The sequence below is a fragment of the Bartonella sp. HY406 genome (genome assembly GCF_025449315.1).
GTDB lineage: Bacteria > Pseudomonadota > Alphaproteobacteria > Rhizobiales > Rhizobiaceae > HY038.
This window is the reverse complement of sequence record NZ_CP104893.1, coordinates 546,213-564,288: the sequence shown is the minus strand read 5'-3', so window position 1 is coordinate 564,288 and position 18,076 is coordinate 546,213. Positions and strand designations below refer to the sequence as shown.

14 protein-coding genes are annotated in these 18,076 nt (G+C 40.7%); 9 read left to right on the top strand and 5 right to left on the bottom strand.

What is annotated here, in order from left to right:
* Positions 1–64: 64 nt before the first annotated feature.
* Positions 65–3,082 carry an autotransporter domain-containing protein gene (locus N6B01_RS02345; protein WP_262079751.1) on the bottom strand — a complete coding sequence of 1,006 codons (3,018 nt, stop codon included), beginning with the start codon at positions 3,080–3,082 and terminating at the stop codon, positions 65–67.
* A gap of 951 nt (positions 3,083–4,033) precedes the next feature.
* On the opposite strand from N6B01_RS02345, the gene crcB reads away from it, so the two are divergent.
* The 7 genes from crcB (at position 4,034) to N6B01_RS02310 (ending at position 11,836) form a co-directional block, all read left to right on the top strand.
* Complete coding sequence (gene crcB, locus N6B01_RS02340; RefSeq protein ID WP_371739825.1) at positions 4,034–4,426, top strand: fluoride efflux transporter CrcB; 393 nt, start codon at positions 4,034–4,036, stop codon at positions 4,424–4,426.
* Positions 4,427–4,999: 573 nt separating this feature from the next.
* Positions 5,000–6,283: an NCS2 family permease gene (locus N6B01_RS02335; protein WP_262079750.1), complete on the top strand. Its 1,284-nt coding sequence runs from the start codon at positions 5,000–5,002 to the stop codon at positions 6,281–6,283.
* A 228-nt stretch (positions 6,284–6,511) separates the two neighbouring features.
* On the top strand, positions 6,512–8,263 hold the full coding sequence (locus N6B01_RS02330) for an alkaline phosphatase (protein ID WP_262079749.1): 1,752 nt from the start codon (positions 6,512–6,514) through the stop codon (positions 8,261–8,263).
* 296 nt (positions 8,264–8,559) lie between these two features.
* On the top strand, positions 8,560–8,931 hold the full coding sequence (locus tag N6B01_RS02325; RefSeq protein WP_262080547.1) for a hypothetical protein: 372 nt from the start codon (positions 8,560–8,562) through the stop codon (positions 8,929–8,931).
* A 21-nt stretch (positions 8,932–8,952) separates the two neighbouring features.
* Complete coding sequence (locus N6B01_RS02320) at positions 8,953–9,627, top strand: ABC transporter ATP-binding protein (RefSeq protein ID WP_262079748.1); 675 nt, start codon at positions 8,953–8,955, stop codon at positions 9,625–9,627.
* Positions 9,628–9,632: 5 nt separating this feature from the next.
* Positions 9,633–10,934 carry an ABC transporter permease gene (locus N6B01_RS02315; protein ID WP_262079747.1) on the top strand — a complete coding sequence of 434 codons (1,302 nt, stop codon included), beginning with the start codon at positions 9,633–9,635 and terminating at the stop codon, positions 10,932–10,934.
* A 431-nt stretch (positions 10,935–11,365) separates the two neighbouring features.
* The gene (locus N6B01_RS02310; RefSeq protein ID WP_182418729.1) at positions 11,366–11,836 is read left to right on the top strand and encodes an Lrp/AsnC family transcriptional regulator; all 471 of its coding nucleotides are present in this window, start codon (positions 11,366–11,368) and stop codon (positions 11,834–11,836) included.
* A 135-nt stretch (positions 11,837–11,971) separates the two neighbouring features.
* Here N6B01_RS02310 and N6B01_RS02305 read toward each other — a convergent pair whose 3' ends face one another.
* Both N6B01_RS02305 and infC read right to left on the bottom strand, forming a co-directional pair.
* Positions 11,972–12,970 (bottom strand): hypothetical protein, encoded by a 999-nt coding sequence (locus N6B01_RS02305; RefSeq protein ID WP_262079746.1) that lies wholly within the window; start codon positions 12,968–12,970, stop codon positions 11,972–11,974.
* A 197-nt stretch (positions 12,971–13,167) separates the two neighbouring features.
* Positions 13,168–13,704: a translation initiation factor IF-3 gene (gene infC, locus N6B01_RS02300; RefSeq protein WP_182419605.1), complete on the bottom strand. Its 537-nt coding sequence runs from the start codon at positions 13,702–13,704 to the stop codon at positions 13,168–13,170.
* A gap of 798 nt (positions 13,705–14,502) precedes the next feature.
* On the opposite strand from infC, the gene N6B01_RS02295 reads away from it, so the two are divergent.
* On the top strand, positions 14,503–15,264 hold the full coding sequence (locus N6B01_RS02295; RefSeq protein ID WP_262079745.1) for an alpha/beta hydrolase: 762 nt from the start codon (positions 14,503–14,505) through the stop codon (positions 15,262–15,264).
* Positions 15,265–15,431: 167 nt separating this feature from the next.
* On the opposite strand, the gene N6B01_RS02290 is transcribed toward N6B01_RS02295, so the two are convergent.
* The gene (locus tag N6B01_RS02290) at positions 15,432–16,427 is read right to left on the bottom strand and encodes a cell division protein FtsX (protein WP_262079744.1); all 996 of its coding nucleotides are present in this window, start codon (positions 16,425–16,427) and stop codon (positions 15,432–15,434) included.
* Entirely contained in the window at positions 16,420–17,079 is a 660-nt protein-coding gene (gene ftsE, locus N6B01_RS02285; protein ID WP_182418725.1) for a cell division ATP-binding protein FtsE, read from the bottom strand. Before ftsE ends, N6B01_RS02290 begins: the two co-directional genes overlap by 8 nt.
* A gap of 447 nt (positions 17,080–17,526) precedes the next feature.
* Between ftsE and hpt the strand changes: the two genes are divergently transcribed.
* Positions 17,527–18,063, top strand: a complete 537-nt coding sequence (gene hpt / locus N6B01_RS02280) for a hypoxanthine phosphoribosyltransferase (RefSeq protein WP_262079743.1) — start codon at positions 17,527–17,529, stop codon at positions 18,061–18,063.
* Positions 18,064–18,076 lie beyond the last annotated feature (13 nt).

Genomic DNA, 18,076 nt, shown 5'->3' with positions numbered 1-18,076 from the left:
TATAAAAAATATTGGCTCTTATCTTTTTATGACGATAATTTAGATAATAACTTTAGACAAAAAATCAAAACTGATATTTAAGCTTTACACCGCCGCCGCCGCCTTGGCGTTGGCCAGCATAACCTTGCCCATTAACATCTAAACTTAAAGCCTTATTGGTGCTTATTGGTTTAATGTTGAAGCCAGCTTCAAATATGCCAGTGCTGCCACCAAGCGATGGTTTCTCAATATCAAACTCATAGGCTTTAGCTGCAACTTCACCACCAAATTCATATTCATAGGCAGCACCTAAATAGGGTTTGAATTGCTCATTATAAGCATAGCCATACCGACCACCTATTTGCATACGTGAACTCGTACTACTATCAAAGCTCAGCTTTTCATTGCCAACTGAAACTGTATCACCATCCATATGGGTCCATAAATAGCGGCCAAAAGTATCAAGCGATTGCTTTTCATCAAAATTAAACACATAGCCACCAGCAATATGCCCACCATAATAGCTGCTTTTGCTATCATAGGAACCACGATAATCATCGCCATCATTGCTAAAACTACGCATATTGCGGCCAGCATCAAAATTGCTGCTGATACGCCCAGCCCGCAAAGATGCCTCAAGATAAACACCATCTGTTTGATCTGGGGCAATTGTGCTAACCCGTCCAAGTCCAGTACCGGCTAGATTTAAACGACCAAAAACACCGCCGCCTTTATATTCGCTATCGCCATCGCCTTGCACTGAGGCAAAGTTTGTAAAGCTATTATAGGTATCATAGGTACCACGACCATATTCAAAGAAAGCACCAAGCGTAACCTTATGGCCGGCGCTAAAATCAAAACCGGTTGCTATACCAAGCGCCATATTAAAGCCTTTAATATCAACATGGCTACCAGTATTATTGCGCTGTGATGAACCATTCATGACCATGAAGGGCATTGCTGATGCACCATTACCTTGCGCAGAAGATTCGCTCGCAATGCCACCCAATTCGCTTGAAATAAGATCGGCACCTTGATTGGCAAAACCAAGCGATGCGGCTCGCCCTTCTGAGTAAGATTCAGACTGAGGGTTAACTTGTGCAGCTGATTGACCAATCCCATCAACAGGATTAGACCCAGCCGGTGTTGTATCCGTTTTACCGCCAATGGTTAATACAAGCGCATTATCAGCTCCGCTTGCTTGCTGAGCAAGGGTTGCTTCATAAATAATAAATTGCCCTTGTTTAATCGTATAAGGGCTAGAGGCTGACCAATCACCAGTTGTTTTGGAGATGAATGTAATACTATCACCATTTTGAAGGCGGTTATCACTGACTTGCATGTCAGCTATACTATGCCTCGTATTGGTAAGATCAACCGCTGTACCACCATCGGCAATTGTTACAAGCGTATCGCCATTGACAACATTGCTTGGCAATGTCCAATTATAGTTTTGAAAATTATAAATACCTGATACTGTACCGCGATAACCAACAAGATTTAATGTATTTCCTTGTACAACCTTATCAAAATCAGTAACGTCTGCACCTGAAATAGTCGCTCTTCCGCCCCAAATCGAGCCATAAGCTTCTAATGAATCATCTTCTTCACTATAGGTAGCAATAGTGATTTTGTCGCCTATCAAGGTAACGCTATTATTGGTTACATTAACGTCACCGCTACCACTGCCAATTGCATAGCCACCATAAACAGAACCAAGTTTACTTGTGCCACTTATTTCAACAGAGTTACCGCTAATATTTGTAGCACCCGTACCACTCGTTCGCGCATAACCACCGCTTGTTAGCAAAACTTCAGCATCGCTAATTTTTACCAAATTGTCGCTGATAGTTGCTGTATTGGTGAAACTTGCTTCACCACCCAAAACTTGCCCAGCAGTACCACCATTCATGATCACAGAATTATTGCTAATAACTGCAGTATCATTATTAAGGTTATTAAAACTATATCCGCTATTATAGCCGCCAACAATCGTCCCAGCAGAACTTTCATTTATTAAAACGCTATTGCCGCTAATTGCAACGGTTGCAGTGCCATCGCTACCGCCTTCACCGCCATATACAAAAACCGCCGAACCATTGCCACTAATCTCTACAGAATTATTGCTAACCGTGGCACTGTTGTTTGCTTCACCTTTGCCACCGGAAATAGTCTCAACCATACCCGAATGATGAATGCTAACTGAGTTATTGCTAACGGTAACGGAATCAGTACTTGCGCCATCAGCACCGTAAATATTACCACGAACTGTCGCGCCTGTTATATTAACAACATTTGAGTTAACATTAATAATGCCCTTGCCATGCGCAAAAACACCGCTAACTGATCCAGTTTGACCACCAGTTATTGTAACTGAATTATTGTTAGCAGTCGTATCAAGACTTTTATTGCCTTGAATAAGCGCGCCGTTAATATTGCCGGCGCTCCCAGAGGTAACAGTTACTGAATTGCCATTAACTGTAATTGATGACGCATTGCTAAGACCATTTACCGCACCGCCATTCAAATTTCCTGCAACCTTGCCAGTACCACCAAGGGTCACAGAATTATCATTAACAATAAGAGCTCCGACATCGGCATAGGTAGCGACATCAGCAGCGCCAACACCACCAAAAACAGAGCCGCCAATATTGCCACCGCTTATATTAACGCTATTGCCTCTAACAGTCACGCTTTGATTACCAAAGCCATAACCGCCATAAACATTACCACCAATCCCAGTAAAACTTACACTGCCGTTTTTAATCAAAACCACATTGTTTTCAGAGATTCCATTTTTGACCAAACCACCAAAGACATTATTAGGCGAAGTTTTATTTGCCCCTGTATAATCTAACGTCACTGTATTGTTAGAAGCCGCCGGCGTATCAAAAGTACCAACATAAAGCGAATTAGAACCAAAAGAGACATAAGTTGGTGCGTTTTTCAATGTAGCTGATGATGATGTATCATCATAACTAATTGTATCAGCTATCGCATTGGCCGATCCTAGGCTTGCAACAATAGCTGTACCCAATATTAAAGCTAAAGCAAAGCGTGAAGCAGAGTATTTTAAGCTAAATCGCTTATCAAAACAAACCATAATAGCATTTTTTCCCTTTAAAAATGATATAATCAAACAATACCGGCAAGGTGTCTTATAAGCACTTAACCTATTATTGAAATAATTTTTGCCCGTATTCTTACAAAAAATATTTTAAACATGCTACATATTAAAAAAAATCTTTATATTATAAGCATTTTTTGAATGGCATTGTGCCAAATATAGCACATTTTAATACATAGTAATAATCGAAATTTTTAATATTCAGAAAACTCATTTATTTTTTTATTAATATCATCGATTTATTACATAGTATTTAAAAATATTTTTCAAAATTAAACAAATATTAATAACGTATAATTATTTCATCTGCATCAATAATATTTAAATTTTTAATTATTTGACAATTAAAGCGCGCTCATACTCCTTTAAATAGAGATAAAATTGTTGTTTTGCCTTTACGGATACCACTCCAATAACGGTCATAGCGGTCAATTTCAGCCAATATGGGGCACGCCCTCTTATTTTGGGTGAAGGCTATTTACGATTATTGCTTATAAAAATAGAGTGAAGATGTGTTTTTCCGCTCGCTAAAATAGCAGCAAATGTACAGTCAAGCCTGTTACGAAAGAATAAGGCAGTTTTCGGTTGTAAAATACGAGCTTTGCATTGCGACTTAGCTATTTAGCACCAATAGCTTTTTTCGCTATCTATGCCAGCCCCTTTATTTTTTCTAAATATTTCATAAAAATTTTCAGAATATCCACATAACACATCTCGTCAGTCTTAATATAATACTCAAAAATGTCGAAAAATCTGTCATGATTGATAAAGTATTTCTCTTCAGAGTGTCTTTTCATTTCTTGCATTTCCTTAAAAACAACGAATATGCAAGTTTAAAAAAAACTGCTATCACCTTATTACAAGCGTAAAAAACGATAATGATCAAGGGTTGTAAAACTGTTAAGGATGTAAAGGCCAATGACACATATTTTATGGATGCAAACGCTATGGGTTGCATTGGGTGGCGCCTTGGGTAGTGTTGCGCGATTTTGGGTTGGGCTTTTAATGGCGCCACTTAGCCGCAATTTCCCCTTAGGTACACTTTCAATTAATGTTGTTGGCTCGTTTATTATTGCTTTTTTTGCCGTTTTAACCTTGATGAATAGCCGTTTTCCAATGCCTGAACACATAAGGCTGTTTGTTATGGTAGGAATTTGCGGCGGCTTTACCACTTTTTCCAGTTTTAGTTTAAATACATTTGAGCTTTTGATAAATGGTGCGCCATTAAGGGCTTTTATGAATATAGTTTTATCGGTTGTTTTGTGCCTTATTGCAACCGCCATTGGTTATTATGCGGCGCAAGCAATCAACACGCATTAAACTGCATTACAACCCCATTGTGCCAGCCAATATTAAATATAGTTAATTTAATAAATCTGCCACAATGAATGGCTATAAGAATCTTGAAACATTCGACCTCCAATCGGTTTCACGCCCGTCAACCATTGTCACCTAATTTATCAGGCAATTTGGTTGACGGGTTTTTTTATGTCTTTAACGGCATATTTAATAAAATAAGCGATCGATAGTATTTTTTAAATTTTATAAATCTTATCTTTGGTAATGGCTTAAAAACACGAAATTGCGTGAATTATGGCAAAATTGTGCAATGGCCCCATGGCATAATTTGACAAGATAGGGTAAGAAAAGTTTAGCAATAAAAATTTAGTCGAGAAATGGTTGCGTTTGCAAAGCAACGCCTTATTTCATATTAAATATTTGCTTTAAGAAAAATTACCGTACTCAAATTTAAACTAAGCTCAACCCGGTCTCCTAATTAACTTGGCTTTGATTAAACAGGTTAGTGGCAAAAAGACCTTTTATTATCCACCCTAATTCAATGCGAAAAACGGTATTATTTTAGGGGCTGGAGCGTAAGAAAGTATTTGCAAAATGTTAGAAAAGCTCTTTGGCTTATCGCGCAATGGCACAACAGTGAAAACCGAAATTCTTGCCGGTTTAACCACATTTTTGACCATGTCCTATATTTTGGCAGTTAATCCCAATATTTTGGCTGATACGGGTATGGATCGCGGCGCGGTCTTTGTCGCCACCTGTATTGCAGCCATCATCGGTTCCCTTATCATGGGGTTCATTGCCAATTGGCCAATTGGTATGGCACCCGGCATGGGGCTTAACGCATTTTTTGCCTTTGTTGTGACCCAGCTTGGTTTTACTTGGCAACAAGCCTTGGGAGCGGTATTTATTTCAGGTGTTATTTTCATCGTTTTAAGCGCTTCGGGTATTCGTCGTTGGCTTATTGACGGTGTTCCGCAATCCCTACGCAGCGCGATTGCTGCAGGTATTGGTCTTTTTCTTATTATTGTCGCGCTACACAGCACTAACATCCTTGTAGCCAATCAATTTACCATGGTTCAATTGGGCAATTTGACCAATATGAGCGCGATTTTAACTGGTTTTGGATTTTTTCTTATCATCGTTCTTGATCATTTCCGCTTTCGCGGTGCCGTGCTAACCAGTATTCTTTTCATCACCCTTATTTCTATGCTTATGGGCATCAGCCAATTTAATGGTGTTATTTCAATGCCAAGTTCGCTAGCGCCTACTCTCTTGCAGCTTGATCTTATGGGGGTTTTCCAAAAAGGCTTTTTCTATATTTTGCTTGTTTTTGTGTTGGTTGAAGTTTTTGATGCGACAGGCACACTTATCGGCGTTGGCACACGCGCAGGCCTTATTACCCCCAATAAGCCCAATAATCTTGGCAAGGCTTTATTTGCAGATAGTACAGCCATTGTTGCAGGGTCGCTCCTTGGTACAAGCAGCACCACCGCCTATGTCGAAAGCGCGGCAGGAGCCGCCGTTGGCGGACGCACTGGTCTAACCGCCGTGGCTGTTGCATTTTTCTTTGCTATTGCGCTTTTCTTTTCACCCTTAGCCACATCTATTCCAGCCCATGCAACAGCACCAGCGCTATTATTTGTTGGCTGCTTGATGGCGCGTGAATTTGCTAAGGTAAATTGGAATGACTTAATCGAAGCTGTTCCCGCCATTTTAACTGCCGTCATGATGCCTCTTACCTATTCTATTGCAAATGGTTTGGCATTTGGCTTTATCAGCTATGTCATACTAAAAACATGCACTGGTAAATGGCGTGATGTCCACCTAGCAACTTGGATTATTGCTGCTTTATTTATTTTACGCTTCGTTGTTGAATAATATGCCCAAAAGCGCCAATTAACCTTGGCGCTTTTTTATAAGCTCATTGTTACGCTTATCAATTTATTTTTAAAATAAAATTTTATCCAAATTGACATAATCGCGTTATTTTTCAAATATTAGCTTAATTTTAACGCACATCCTGTCATAAAACTGTCATCTAGCCGCAACATTATCGCAACATAGCTTCCATATTTTCCGCTCCATGATAAACTTGGAGCTTATCTTATGCGTTCTTTATTAGTTACCCTTATTGCGTCTACATTTATGATGTCGGCAGCTTCAGCTGCGAGCGTCTATCCCATTGATCGTGCAACGGTTCTTGCCAACTCGCCTTTTGATTTCAAGGTTGAGTTTGACAATAAAATCAAAGCTGGCGACATTTCTATTTCAATCAATGGCAAGGATTATGATTCTGCCCTTGGTCAAAAAGGCGAATTTGTCGAAGTTGAAAAAGGCAAAGACGACAAGGAACTTGGTTCCGCCCTTATTCTTCGCAATGTAAAAATTAGCGAACCAGGCGAATATAAGGTTGTTGTAAAAGCTGGCAATGAAGAAAAAACCGTCAATTGGCATGTTTACGGTGCATCTGCAACGCCAAAGGTTAAAAACGTCATCTTCTTGCTTGGTGATGGCATGTCGGTTGCTCACCGAACTGGCGCGCGTATTATGTCAAAAGGCATGACCGAGGGCAAGGCCAATGGCCGCCTTAATATGGATGATCTTGACCGGATGGCCTTTATCGGCACATCAGCGGTTAACTCAATTGCAACCGACAGTGCTAATACTATGTCTGCTTATATGACTGGTCACAAATCATCGGTTAATGCAATTGGCGTTTATGCTGACCGCACAGCTGATAGCCTTGATGATCCTCGCATTGAAAATATCGCCGAGGCCTTACGCCGCACCACCAAGAAATCCCTTGGTATTGTAACAACAGCCGAAGTAGAAGATGCAACACCTGCTGCAGTGGTCAGTCATACGCGCAATCGTTATGACAAGCCTGAAATTGTTGGCATGTTGCTTGATGTTAAACCTGATGTCTTGCTAGGTGGTGGTTCTGCTTACTTCTTGCCAAAAACCACTAATGGCTCAAAACGTAAAGACGACATTAATTATATCCAAAAGTTTGAAGATGCTGGCTATAAATTGGTAACATCTGAAAAAGAATTGCTTGCCGCTAATGACAGCGATGGCCCATTGCTTGGGCTTTTCCATACCGGCAACCTTGATACGGTTCTTGACCGTAAACAGCTTAAAAAAGGTACGGTTGAAAAATTCCCAGAACAACCCGGCCTTGTTGATATGACCAAGGTTGCCCTTGAGCGTTTATCCAAAAATGAAAACGGTTTTTTCTTAATGGTTGAAGGCGCGTCAATTGATAAAATGTCCCACCCTATGGATTGGGATCGCGCTCTTTATGAAACAATCGAATTTGACCAAGCCATTGGCGTTGCCATGGAATTTGCTAAAACCCACCCAGATACCTTAATTGTTGTAACCGGCGATCATACCCATGGTATTTCTGTTGTTGGTACAGTGAATGATGAAATTGCTGGCGATGAAATGCGCGAAAAAGTTGGTGTTTATCAGCATGCCGGTTTCCCTAATTATGTCGATAGCAATGGCGATGGTTTCCCAGACCGCGTTGATGTTAGCCACCGCCTTGCGGTCTTTTCTAGCAACTTCCCTGATTATTATGAAACATTCCGCCCCAAGCTTGATGGCCCATTTGTACCTGCTGTCAAAAATGAAAAAGGCGAATATGTAGCCAACGAAGCCTATAAGGATGTTCCTGGTGCAGTCTTTAGAGCTGGTAATTTGCCACGTTCTAACGACACAGCAATCCATGCGGTTGATGATGTGGTGTTGCAAGCAACAGGTCCACAATCAGAAAACTTCCGTGGCTATATGGAACAAAGCGATGTCTATAAAGTTCTTGCTGACGCATTGGGCTTTGGCGGCAAAGGCGAATAATAGCGCGCAATAGGCAAATGCCTTTTGCTGCCAGAATATACAATAGGCATTTAATTAATGCGCCGCGTGGCTGGGTTTTAGGTCCAGCCACGTCTTTGAAGTGTCGTTTAAAGCATGCTGCAACTCATAAAATTGAGTAACAAGCAACATTGCTCAGGCTTCAACCACTGATTTTTTTGCATTATTCGCCATTTGATCGGCAAGGAATTACCCAAATGCTGGACCGCACTTTTTTTAGACGGGTCTTTTGCTTAATTTTTAGCTCGCTTGGTTTTATTGCTTTTATAACTCCAGCAATGTCGGAAGAATTAAAGTTCCGCGAACTTTATAGCAAAATAACCGTACTTGGGCTTGAGTTTTCCCAAAAGGTTCATGACCTTAACCAAAAGAAAATTGATATGCGCGGCTTTATGGCACCGCCATTAAAAGCTGAAGCTAAGTTTTTTGTGCTGACTGAAATTCCCATGTCCATTTGCCCTTTTTGCAGCTCAGACTCCGACTGGCCTGATAATATTGTGGTTGTTTATTTGGATAAAAAGCAAACTTTTGTTCAACCATCGCAAAATATTGTCGTCACTGGTCGCCTTGATGTCGGCTCATGGACGGATCCAGAAACTGGCTTTGTGAGCCAATTACGCTTGCTTGATGCGCAATATCGCGTTGAATAGAGCTTAAGTAACAGGTATAAAATGCTATCCCTTGATATAATGGATTTACAGATTCAATTTTCTGGTCTTGAAGCGCCAGCCCTTGATATTGCCAGTTTTACGCTTGAAAGCGGCCAGCATCTAGCCGTCACAGGACCATCGGGCTGCGGCAAAACAACCTTTATTAATGTGCTTGCCGGTTTTACCAAGCCAGATAAAGGTGCGGTTAAATGGGGCAATAGTGACATTTACACCCTATCTCAAGGTAAACGCGATAAATGGCGCGGCAAAAATATTGGTCTTATCATGCAAGATTTTCATCTCTTTCAAGGTCTAAGTGCAATTGATAATGTTTTACTGCCTTTGGCGCTTTCTGGTCTTGTACGCGCTGATGATAAAAAACGCGCTTTAGAGCTTTTAGAGCGTACCAATTTAAAAAAGCCAGAACGCGATATTAAAATGATGTCACGCGGCGAAATGCAACGGGTTGCCGTTGCACGCGCCTTGCTTCGTAAGCCCGATATATTGCTAGCCGATGAGCCAACCGCCAGTCTTGACGGCGATAATGGTAAAATCATCGGCGATTTAATCCAGCAATTAGGGCGCGAAGAAAATACCAGTTTAATTATCGTCACCCACGATATTGAGCTTGCAAAACGCATGGATCGGCGACTTGAATTAAATAGCGGCCGCATTGTAAAAGATGAAAGGCTGTAAAAGCGATGATACGTTTTATTAAAGCTGACCTTAGGCGCATGTGGCTTGGCGCTATGGCCATCATTATCTTAATTGGCTTTGCAGTTACCCTTGGCTTGACTGTTACCTTAATGGAGCGCGCTATTCGCCTTGGCAGCGCAAGGGCTGCTGACCAATTTGATATTGTCATTGGTGCGCCGGGCAGCCCAACCCAATTGGTGCTCTCAACTATTTTTTTGCAACCCTCTGCCCTGCCCTTAATGTCGGGCGATGTATTGCAACAATTGAAAAATGATCCAAGAGTGGAATTTGCAAGCCCAGTTGGCATGGGCGACACATTTTTAGATTATCCAATTATCGGCGTTGATGAATCCATCTTAAAAAGCATTTTCCATGATGTTGAAAGTGGCAGCCTTATGCCAAAAGATGGTGAAGCGGTTATTGGTGCTCATGTGGATATTGCCATTGGTAAGCACATTGCTCCCATGCATGGCAGCCTTAGTGAAGGCGGCCATATCCACACTGACGTTCGCTATAAGATTATTGGCAAGTTAAAGCCATCTGGCACAGCTTGGGATAAGGCAATTTTTGTACCAATTGAAACTGTTTGGAATGTCCATGGCCTTGGCAAGCAAGGCGATGATAAAAAGCCAAGTGTGGAGAATAACGCGAACAGGCAAGAAAACCAAGATAAAAAAGACACCAAAGACAATGCTGAAGCGACATATCCAAGCCTTGATTTTAAAAATTACAATAATAGTCAACACGACCATCGGCTATCCGCCTCAGGCTTACCGGGAGTGCCTGCGGTTATCGTCAAACCAAAATCGATCGCCGATGCTTATAAAATTCGCCAAGCCTATCGCAATGACCAAGCCTTAGCCGTCTTTCCCGGTGAGATTTTAACCAATCTTTATGGTACACTTGGCGATGTCAGAAAGCTGTTGAGCCTTATTGCTGATGGAGCGCAAATATTAGTTGCTGCGGCACTTATCTTTGTGGCAATTACCCATATCCATGACCGGCGCCGCCAAATTGGTGCATTGCGTGCCCTTGGCGCCTCGCGCAGTGTAATTTTAACCATGGTTTGGCTTGAATTAATGGTGTTGATTATGGTTGGTATTGTCGTTGGCTATAGTGGCGGCTTTTTAGTAAGCCATGTCATTGCTAACAATTTAGGGCAAGCAAGTGGTATTCCCTTGCCAATTGAGTTAAGCGATGAAGATCTTGGCAATTTATTGCGCCTTATCTTTACCGCCGCCATCATTAGTCTTGTACCTGCCTTCATGGCATGGCGACAATCCCCGATGACTGCGCTGCGCTCTTAGAGCGCATTTCGATCTGATTGGGTCAGATCGGCGCTCTAATCCATTGCTTATAGCGCGTTTTTGTCCGAAAACCGCTTCACACTTTTCGCAAAAACGCTCTAAACCAACAACGGCAATCATTTTACCACCTGCATCAAGCGACTTGGTAATGATTGCCATAAAAAACCACTCTAACAAGTAATTTTATTGCGTGACCTTTTATAAATTCAATGGTAAAACTTGTCGCCAAGTAAATTAGATCATTTCTTATGATTCATTTTGCGTGACGCATATTTGAGCCAAAATTATTATTAGTTTAATCTAAATTGATTATAGCTCAATATATTTAAATGGAATTCATATTTGATAATCCAATCAATAATTGGGCATCTTTAGGCAATATATTTTTTGCCTTAAAGGCTTATCATTTTATTTTTAAGGACTGGAATGCAATGCCGATCAAAGCAGATCTTGATGAAACCGATTGGAAGATTTTAAAAGAGCTGCAAGATGATGGGCGTATGAGCAATGTTGAACTTGCAGCAAAAATTGGCATTTCAGCGCCGCCCTGTTTAAGACGGGTGCGCCGGCTTGAACAACTTGGCATTATTAAGGGCTATAGCGCCTTGCTTAGTGGCAAAATTTTAGGGCAAGATCTCGTTGCCTTTTGTTCAGTCAGCCTGCACCACCAAGCAGAAAGCGATTTAAAAGCTTTTGCTGAACGCGCCAATGAATGGCCTTTTGTGCGCAAAGCTTGGATGGTATCAGGCGAATCTGACTTTTTGCTTTATTGCATTGCCCCTGATCTTAGCAGTTTCCAAACTTTTGTTATCGAGTGCTTGACTGCTGCCCCCAATGTTGATGGGGTTAGAACTGCCCTTACCATCAAGGCAGTTAAAGATGATCCACTCTTGATCTTATAATTGCAAGCCGTTCATCTCACTATTTTTAGAGCGCATTTCGATCTTATTGGATCAGATCAGCGCTCTAATCCATTGTTTACACCGCATTTTTTGTTTGAAAAACGCTTTAACGGCGCAATAAGAAATTATTTGCCATTATAATTTAGATTTTACACTTGCTGCAATATTTTGAATAATTGCTTGATAAGCCGCTAATTCACCTTTTGGCGCAAGCGCCTGCAAATAGATCGGGTGTTGGTCATTATCAATCGCGCTATATAGGATAATATCCTGCTCAGCTCCATCTGCGCTGACACCACTACCAATCAACAAGCGGCCATTGCGCTGCAAAAACTGCTCATCGCGCTCAATAGTGGTTTCTTGTAGCTTAAAAACCTTGATAATTGAGGCTAGATAAAGATTTTGCGCCAAAATTGCATTATTTATATCAAGCGCTTGGCTATCGCGTAAAATAAAAATTGTTGCATCGCCAGTCTTGCCAGTTGCATCTTTCATTTCAAGACTGACACCATTACCAAGAATGGTTGCTTTCGGCTCAAAAGGTGCTTCACTCACAAAAGAAAATGGTAGATGAAGAATTTGATCCGCAAGTGTAAAATTGGCGGTAAAATCTATGGATTGAAATGCGGCATCAACTTCTTCTTCACTTAACGGATTATCTTGAGGGGCTTGAATTGTCACCATATAAAGACCGCCATGGGCAATCAGCGTTGCCCATTTATCATATTTTTTACCTTGATCTGTCTGAATACCTTTATAAACCATAAGCGGCACATCGGAATTAATGCGCTGCAATTCGCTTACGCCTTGCACTTCAAAGCCAAGCGCTGCCATTTGCTTGGTAAAATTTTCTCTATTGGTAAATAGGCTACCTATTTGGGGGGCAACATCATCAGGAAACACCGCAACCACAATGCTAGCATTGGTATCTTGGTTTAAAAAGCCCGTAAACTCAGCTGATGGTTTAAATCCTTGCGGTGGCTGCATGGTGACAGGTGTGCCCAAAACGGCAAGTCTTTCATTATTTTCTTTATCCTGCGCCTTACTAAACGACACAACCAGCAAAATAATGCACAAGGCAAGCATCGCAGCATAAGCGATAAACATAATAATCTTATTGAGTTTTTTTAGCATTTTAAACTTCATTCCAGAGGGCTAGGTCAACAGATTAAAACAATTTAGCGATAAAGTAAAACCACACCGCAATATTCAACTAAAATGTGCATAGCAATTATAAAAAAACCTTGGAGGAAATCTATTCCCTCCAAGGCTTCAAATTATAATTATCAAACCATGCAAATAACTGCGTGATCTTGATTTTTAACTTAGGTTTAGCGCGGCGCAATAACCATCATCATTTGACGGCCTTCAAGTTTAGGCTCTGCTTCAACCTTTGCAATTTCAGCAGTATCCTCTTTCATGCGCTCAAGCAATCTCATGCCTAATTCTTGGTGCGCCATTTCGCGACCACGGAAACGCAATGTTACTTTAACCTTATCGCCTTCATCAAGGAAACGTGCAACAGCTTTCATTTTTACCTCATAATCATGGGTATCAATGTTGGGACGCATCTTGATTTCTTTAATCTCAACCGTCTTTTGCTTTTTGCGCGCTTCTGCTGCTTTTTTCTGATTTTGATATTTTAATTTACCCAAATCAATGATTTTACAGACAGGCGGTTCAGCATTAGGCACGATTTCTACAAGATCAAGCCCTGCCTCTTGTGCCATAGCAAGTGCGTCACTTGTTGCAATATTTCCATGATTTTGCCCTTCCGCATCAATCAATTGGATGCGTGGAACACGGATATCTTGATTAGAACGTGGCCCGTCTTTTTGAACGGGGGTTGCTTTAAACGGTCGGCGAATGGTCTTATTCTCCTAAAATTATTAACATTACCAGAACAGTTAGGCTCTAAATCTCTCTAATTTAAAGGGCTTAACCGCCTATATATATAAATGTGGGAACCCCACATTTCAAGTTTGAGCAAATTGCACATTTTTGACTATAAATGCAAGAACTTTACAATTGAATAGCCAATAAATTGTAGTTTATCAGTTTATTAAACTGCTGACAATTAACCAAGCTGCACTAAAGATGACTATTTTTAGTTATTATCAAGCTTTTCAATAACCAATTGACCCTATTTTTTTAAATTTGATATAAAGAAATCACCCCAAACTCAAGCAATTATCAAACAAGAACTCAAATAAACTAAACATAGTGATTCTATTATGCTTTAACGCAAAGCGAGTAAAATCCAACGCAGATTTTTTAAATTGCTATCAAATAGCCATAATAAGTACAATTTTATAAATAACAATAATACCTGATTTACAAATATTTACCCCTACCAATAAGTAATCAGCAATTAGTCTTAGATAAGAAATAATGGCATTATAAAAATATTTAATTATATTAATCTTGTTTAGGGTTAGGACCTACTAATCTATCAAAATATGTGAATGAGTTTTACGTCACTATTGATTGCGGCTTTGTGGGAGGCGTTTAAAAATAGGTTTAAATTTTCACAATAGCTTTGCCGCCGTCATAATGATGCCCACAATTTTCTTTTCATATTTTATCAAAATTAAATTGATCTGCCCCTTAACAAATATGATAGCATGGCTTGCGAAATAGACATTGCAAATAAAGGATATGGTGAAATGACCAATGTTGATATACCCCCCGTGCAATTTTATAATGTTGAAGGTATTGACATTGCTTTACGCCAAAAAACAGGCGACAAAGCTCCTGGGCTTGTCTGGATTGGCGGCTATCGTTCAGATATGCTTGGAACAAAGGCAGTATTTTTAGAAGAATTGGCGGTTAAAGAAAACCATAGTTTTTTACGCTTTGATTATTCAGGCCATGGTGAATCAAAAGGCGATTTCTTTGACGGCTCAATTTCTCTTTGGCTTGCCCAAAGCCTTGCTATTTTTGAGCATTTTAGTAACGGCCCACAAATTTTGATTGGCTCATCCATGGGCGGTTGGATTACTTTGCGAATGGTTGAAGAATTAAAGAAGAAAAACATTACACCGGCAGCAATTATTTTATTGGCACCAGCGCCTGATTTCACCAAAACCCTTGTTGAACCAAGTCTTACCGACCAAAACCGCGAAGATTTGGCTCGACAAGGCTATTTTACAATTGAAACAGAATATGGCTCCACCCCCTATACAAAAAAACTGCTTGATGATGGCGCTAATAATCTCGTTTTAAAAGGCATTATTGACACTGGCTGTCCAGTGCATATTATCCAAGGCATGAAAGATGATGTGGTTCCTTATCAATCAACTATGAAGCTGATGGAACATTTGCCGCTCAATGATGTGACTTTAACCCTTGTGCATGATGGCGACCATCGCTTATCCCGCCCACAAGACCTTGCTTTATTAGAACGCATTGTAAAATCGCTGATTTAAGTATCAACATTAGAGTGCATTTCGATCTAGTTGGATAAGATCGGCGCTCTAATGCATTGTTTACATCGCGTTTTTTGTCCGAAAACCGCTTCACACTTTTCAAAAAACGCTCTAAAAAGTCCTTATCAGTCAGCAAATGATAAGGACTTATACTTTAGAATGAATTGTTACGCATTTATAGCAAAAAAGCCTGTTTCCTTGCTGTCAATTTCGCGCAATTGGCGAATGACCGTAATACGGCTAGTAAACATGGTCAAAAATGCCACAAAGAAAATAAGTAAAAACGTCTCAACAATGCTTAACCAGCCGATAGAATAGGTACCAAGCAACATGGTAAATTCCATAGCTTGCGGCGATTGACTATTATAAGATGACCAAAAAGAAAAAGCAAAAAATAGTGACAAAGCCGCCAAAGCACCGATAGTCGCACCTTTTAAACCGGTTTTGAAAAAATACCAGTCAAATTGTCTCGCCACAAATCCAGCTTCGGCTCCAATAAAGTGCAAGACTTCAATAATATGGTTATTATTAGAAAGTGTACTACGTGTTGCAAAAACAATGGTTAAAATCAATGCAACAAGCACCAGTATAAAGACACCAAGTCCAACTGCCACAAAGCTATTGGCAACGCTAGATAATTGATCGACCCACATGCGATGATCATCAAAATAGGCATTAGGCACATTTTGCTTAACCAGCTCACGCAAACTAAAAGTATCGGGAGCGGTACCTTGATCAAAGGTCACAATAATCAAGCGCGGAATTGGCAACTCACTGACATTAATACCACTACCAAGCCAGGGTTCAAGCAGGCTTTGCGTTTCCTCACGGTCAAGAACGCGCGCTTCTTTAACCCCCGGAAAGTCAGTAACCAGCCGCACAGCATTTTTAAGCGCGTCTTCCATGTTGACATTATCGCCCGGCATAATTTGAATTGTTGCTTCACGCGATATATCCGATTGCCAGCTTTTTGCATAAGAGTTGATAAGATTAACACCGCCAAGGGAAAGGCTTGCTAAAAATGTCATAATGGTGAGCACTACAGCCAAAGCAAAACCACGAATGTCACCTTCAGGAACAATCGGGGTAAGACCATTGGATTTTTTTCCAAAAAACCGCCCAATTGGACGCTTTGGTGATTTTTGCTGCACAGCATCAGTCATAAATTTTCAACTTTCCCTCTTCCAAAATCATCCGACGTGCATCAACTTGGTCCATCAGTGGTAAATCATGGGTGGCAATCACAACCGCAGTGCCAAGCCTATTCAACTCAATAAATAAGCGCAGTAAACGCCGTGCCATTGGCGGATCAACATTACCGGTCGGCTCATCGGCTAAAAGCACTTCAGGCTGATCAATCAAGGCACGGGCAATGGCCGCACGCTGTTTTTCACCGCCAGACAATACAGGGGGCAAAACATTCATGCGCTCGCCAAGGCCAACCCAATGCAATAATTCTTCTACCTCAGCGCGGTAGGTGTGTTCTTCACGGCCCCGCACGCGCAAGGGCAGCGACACATTTTCATAAGTGGTTAAATGATCAAGAAGCCTAAAATCTTGAAAAACAATGCCAATGCGCTTGCGCAATTGCGGCATTTCATTACGCGCGAGCAAGGATGTATCCTTATCAAAAACGGTGATAAGCCCACGCGTTGGCTTTAGTGCCAAAAACATCAAACGCAAAAGCGTGGTTTTGCCAGCACCTGATGCACCAGTTAAAAATTGAAATGAGCCTGATGGTATATTAAAGCTGACATCTTTTAAAATTTCAGCCCCCATACCATAGCGCAAACCTACATTATCAAAGCGAATCACGTAATACTTACCCTGTTTTTTCTGCTTGCAGCTTTTAAAAGCCTTTTACCCATGAGTAAAATTAATTATTTCAATAAGATTGATTTCATGAACTCAAACAACCAATTTAGGATTAGCCCCCTAACCTTGTCGCAAATATTATTAATCAGTTTTAACCTAAAACATATGAAACAATAGCCGATGATTTTTAGCTCAACTCTAATTAAATATTTCTATAAGGCAATTTTGAGGTGATTAGTCTGCATTTACAATCTTTTGCATTAAGGCCAGCGCTAAAAACAACTTTTATCATCTACTTAGTTTTCAAGCCTAGCTAAAACTAAAAAAAATGGTTGCAAGCTTTGGAAAAAGTTTTTTTTAACGAATTCCTTTGCGCCAATCCTCAATAGCTTATAAATAGAGCCCATTCCCCATTGATTCTTAATTCCTAGCAAAAAGAAAAAGTTAATGCCCCATATAGACGGTCGACAAATTGATGTTCTTTTTTCAGAAGAACAAATCGCAGAGCGCAATAATCTTATTGCCGCCGAAATTGCAGCTTCAAATCCTAGCCGTCTTTTGGTTTTGCCCATTTTAAAAGGTTCTTTTGTTTTTGCTGCCGATTTGATCCGTGCTTTGCATAAGACTGGCATCGTTTCATCGGTTGAATTTATCACTGTATCAAGCTATGGCGAAAGCAAGACCCCCGGTAATATCCGCCTTGTCCATGATATTGATAGCGATATTGCAGGCCGCGATGTTTTGCTGATTGATGATATTCTTGAATCAGGCAACACTTTGCAATTTGTGCAAAATTTGGTGAGTGAGCGCGGTGCCAAATCAAGCCGCATTGCCGTTCTTCTTGACAAGCATACACGCCGCCAAGCGGATATTTCTGCCGATTATGTTGGTTTTGAATGCCCTGATGAATTTGTGGTTGGCTACGGCATGGACGTTGCCCATTCATACCGCCAATTGCCATTTGTTGGCGTTGTAAAAGAATAAATATTGATTGGTA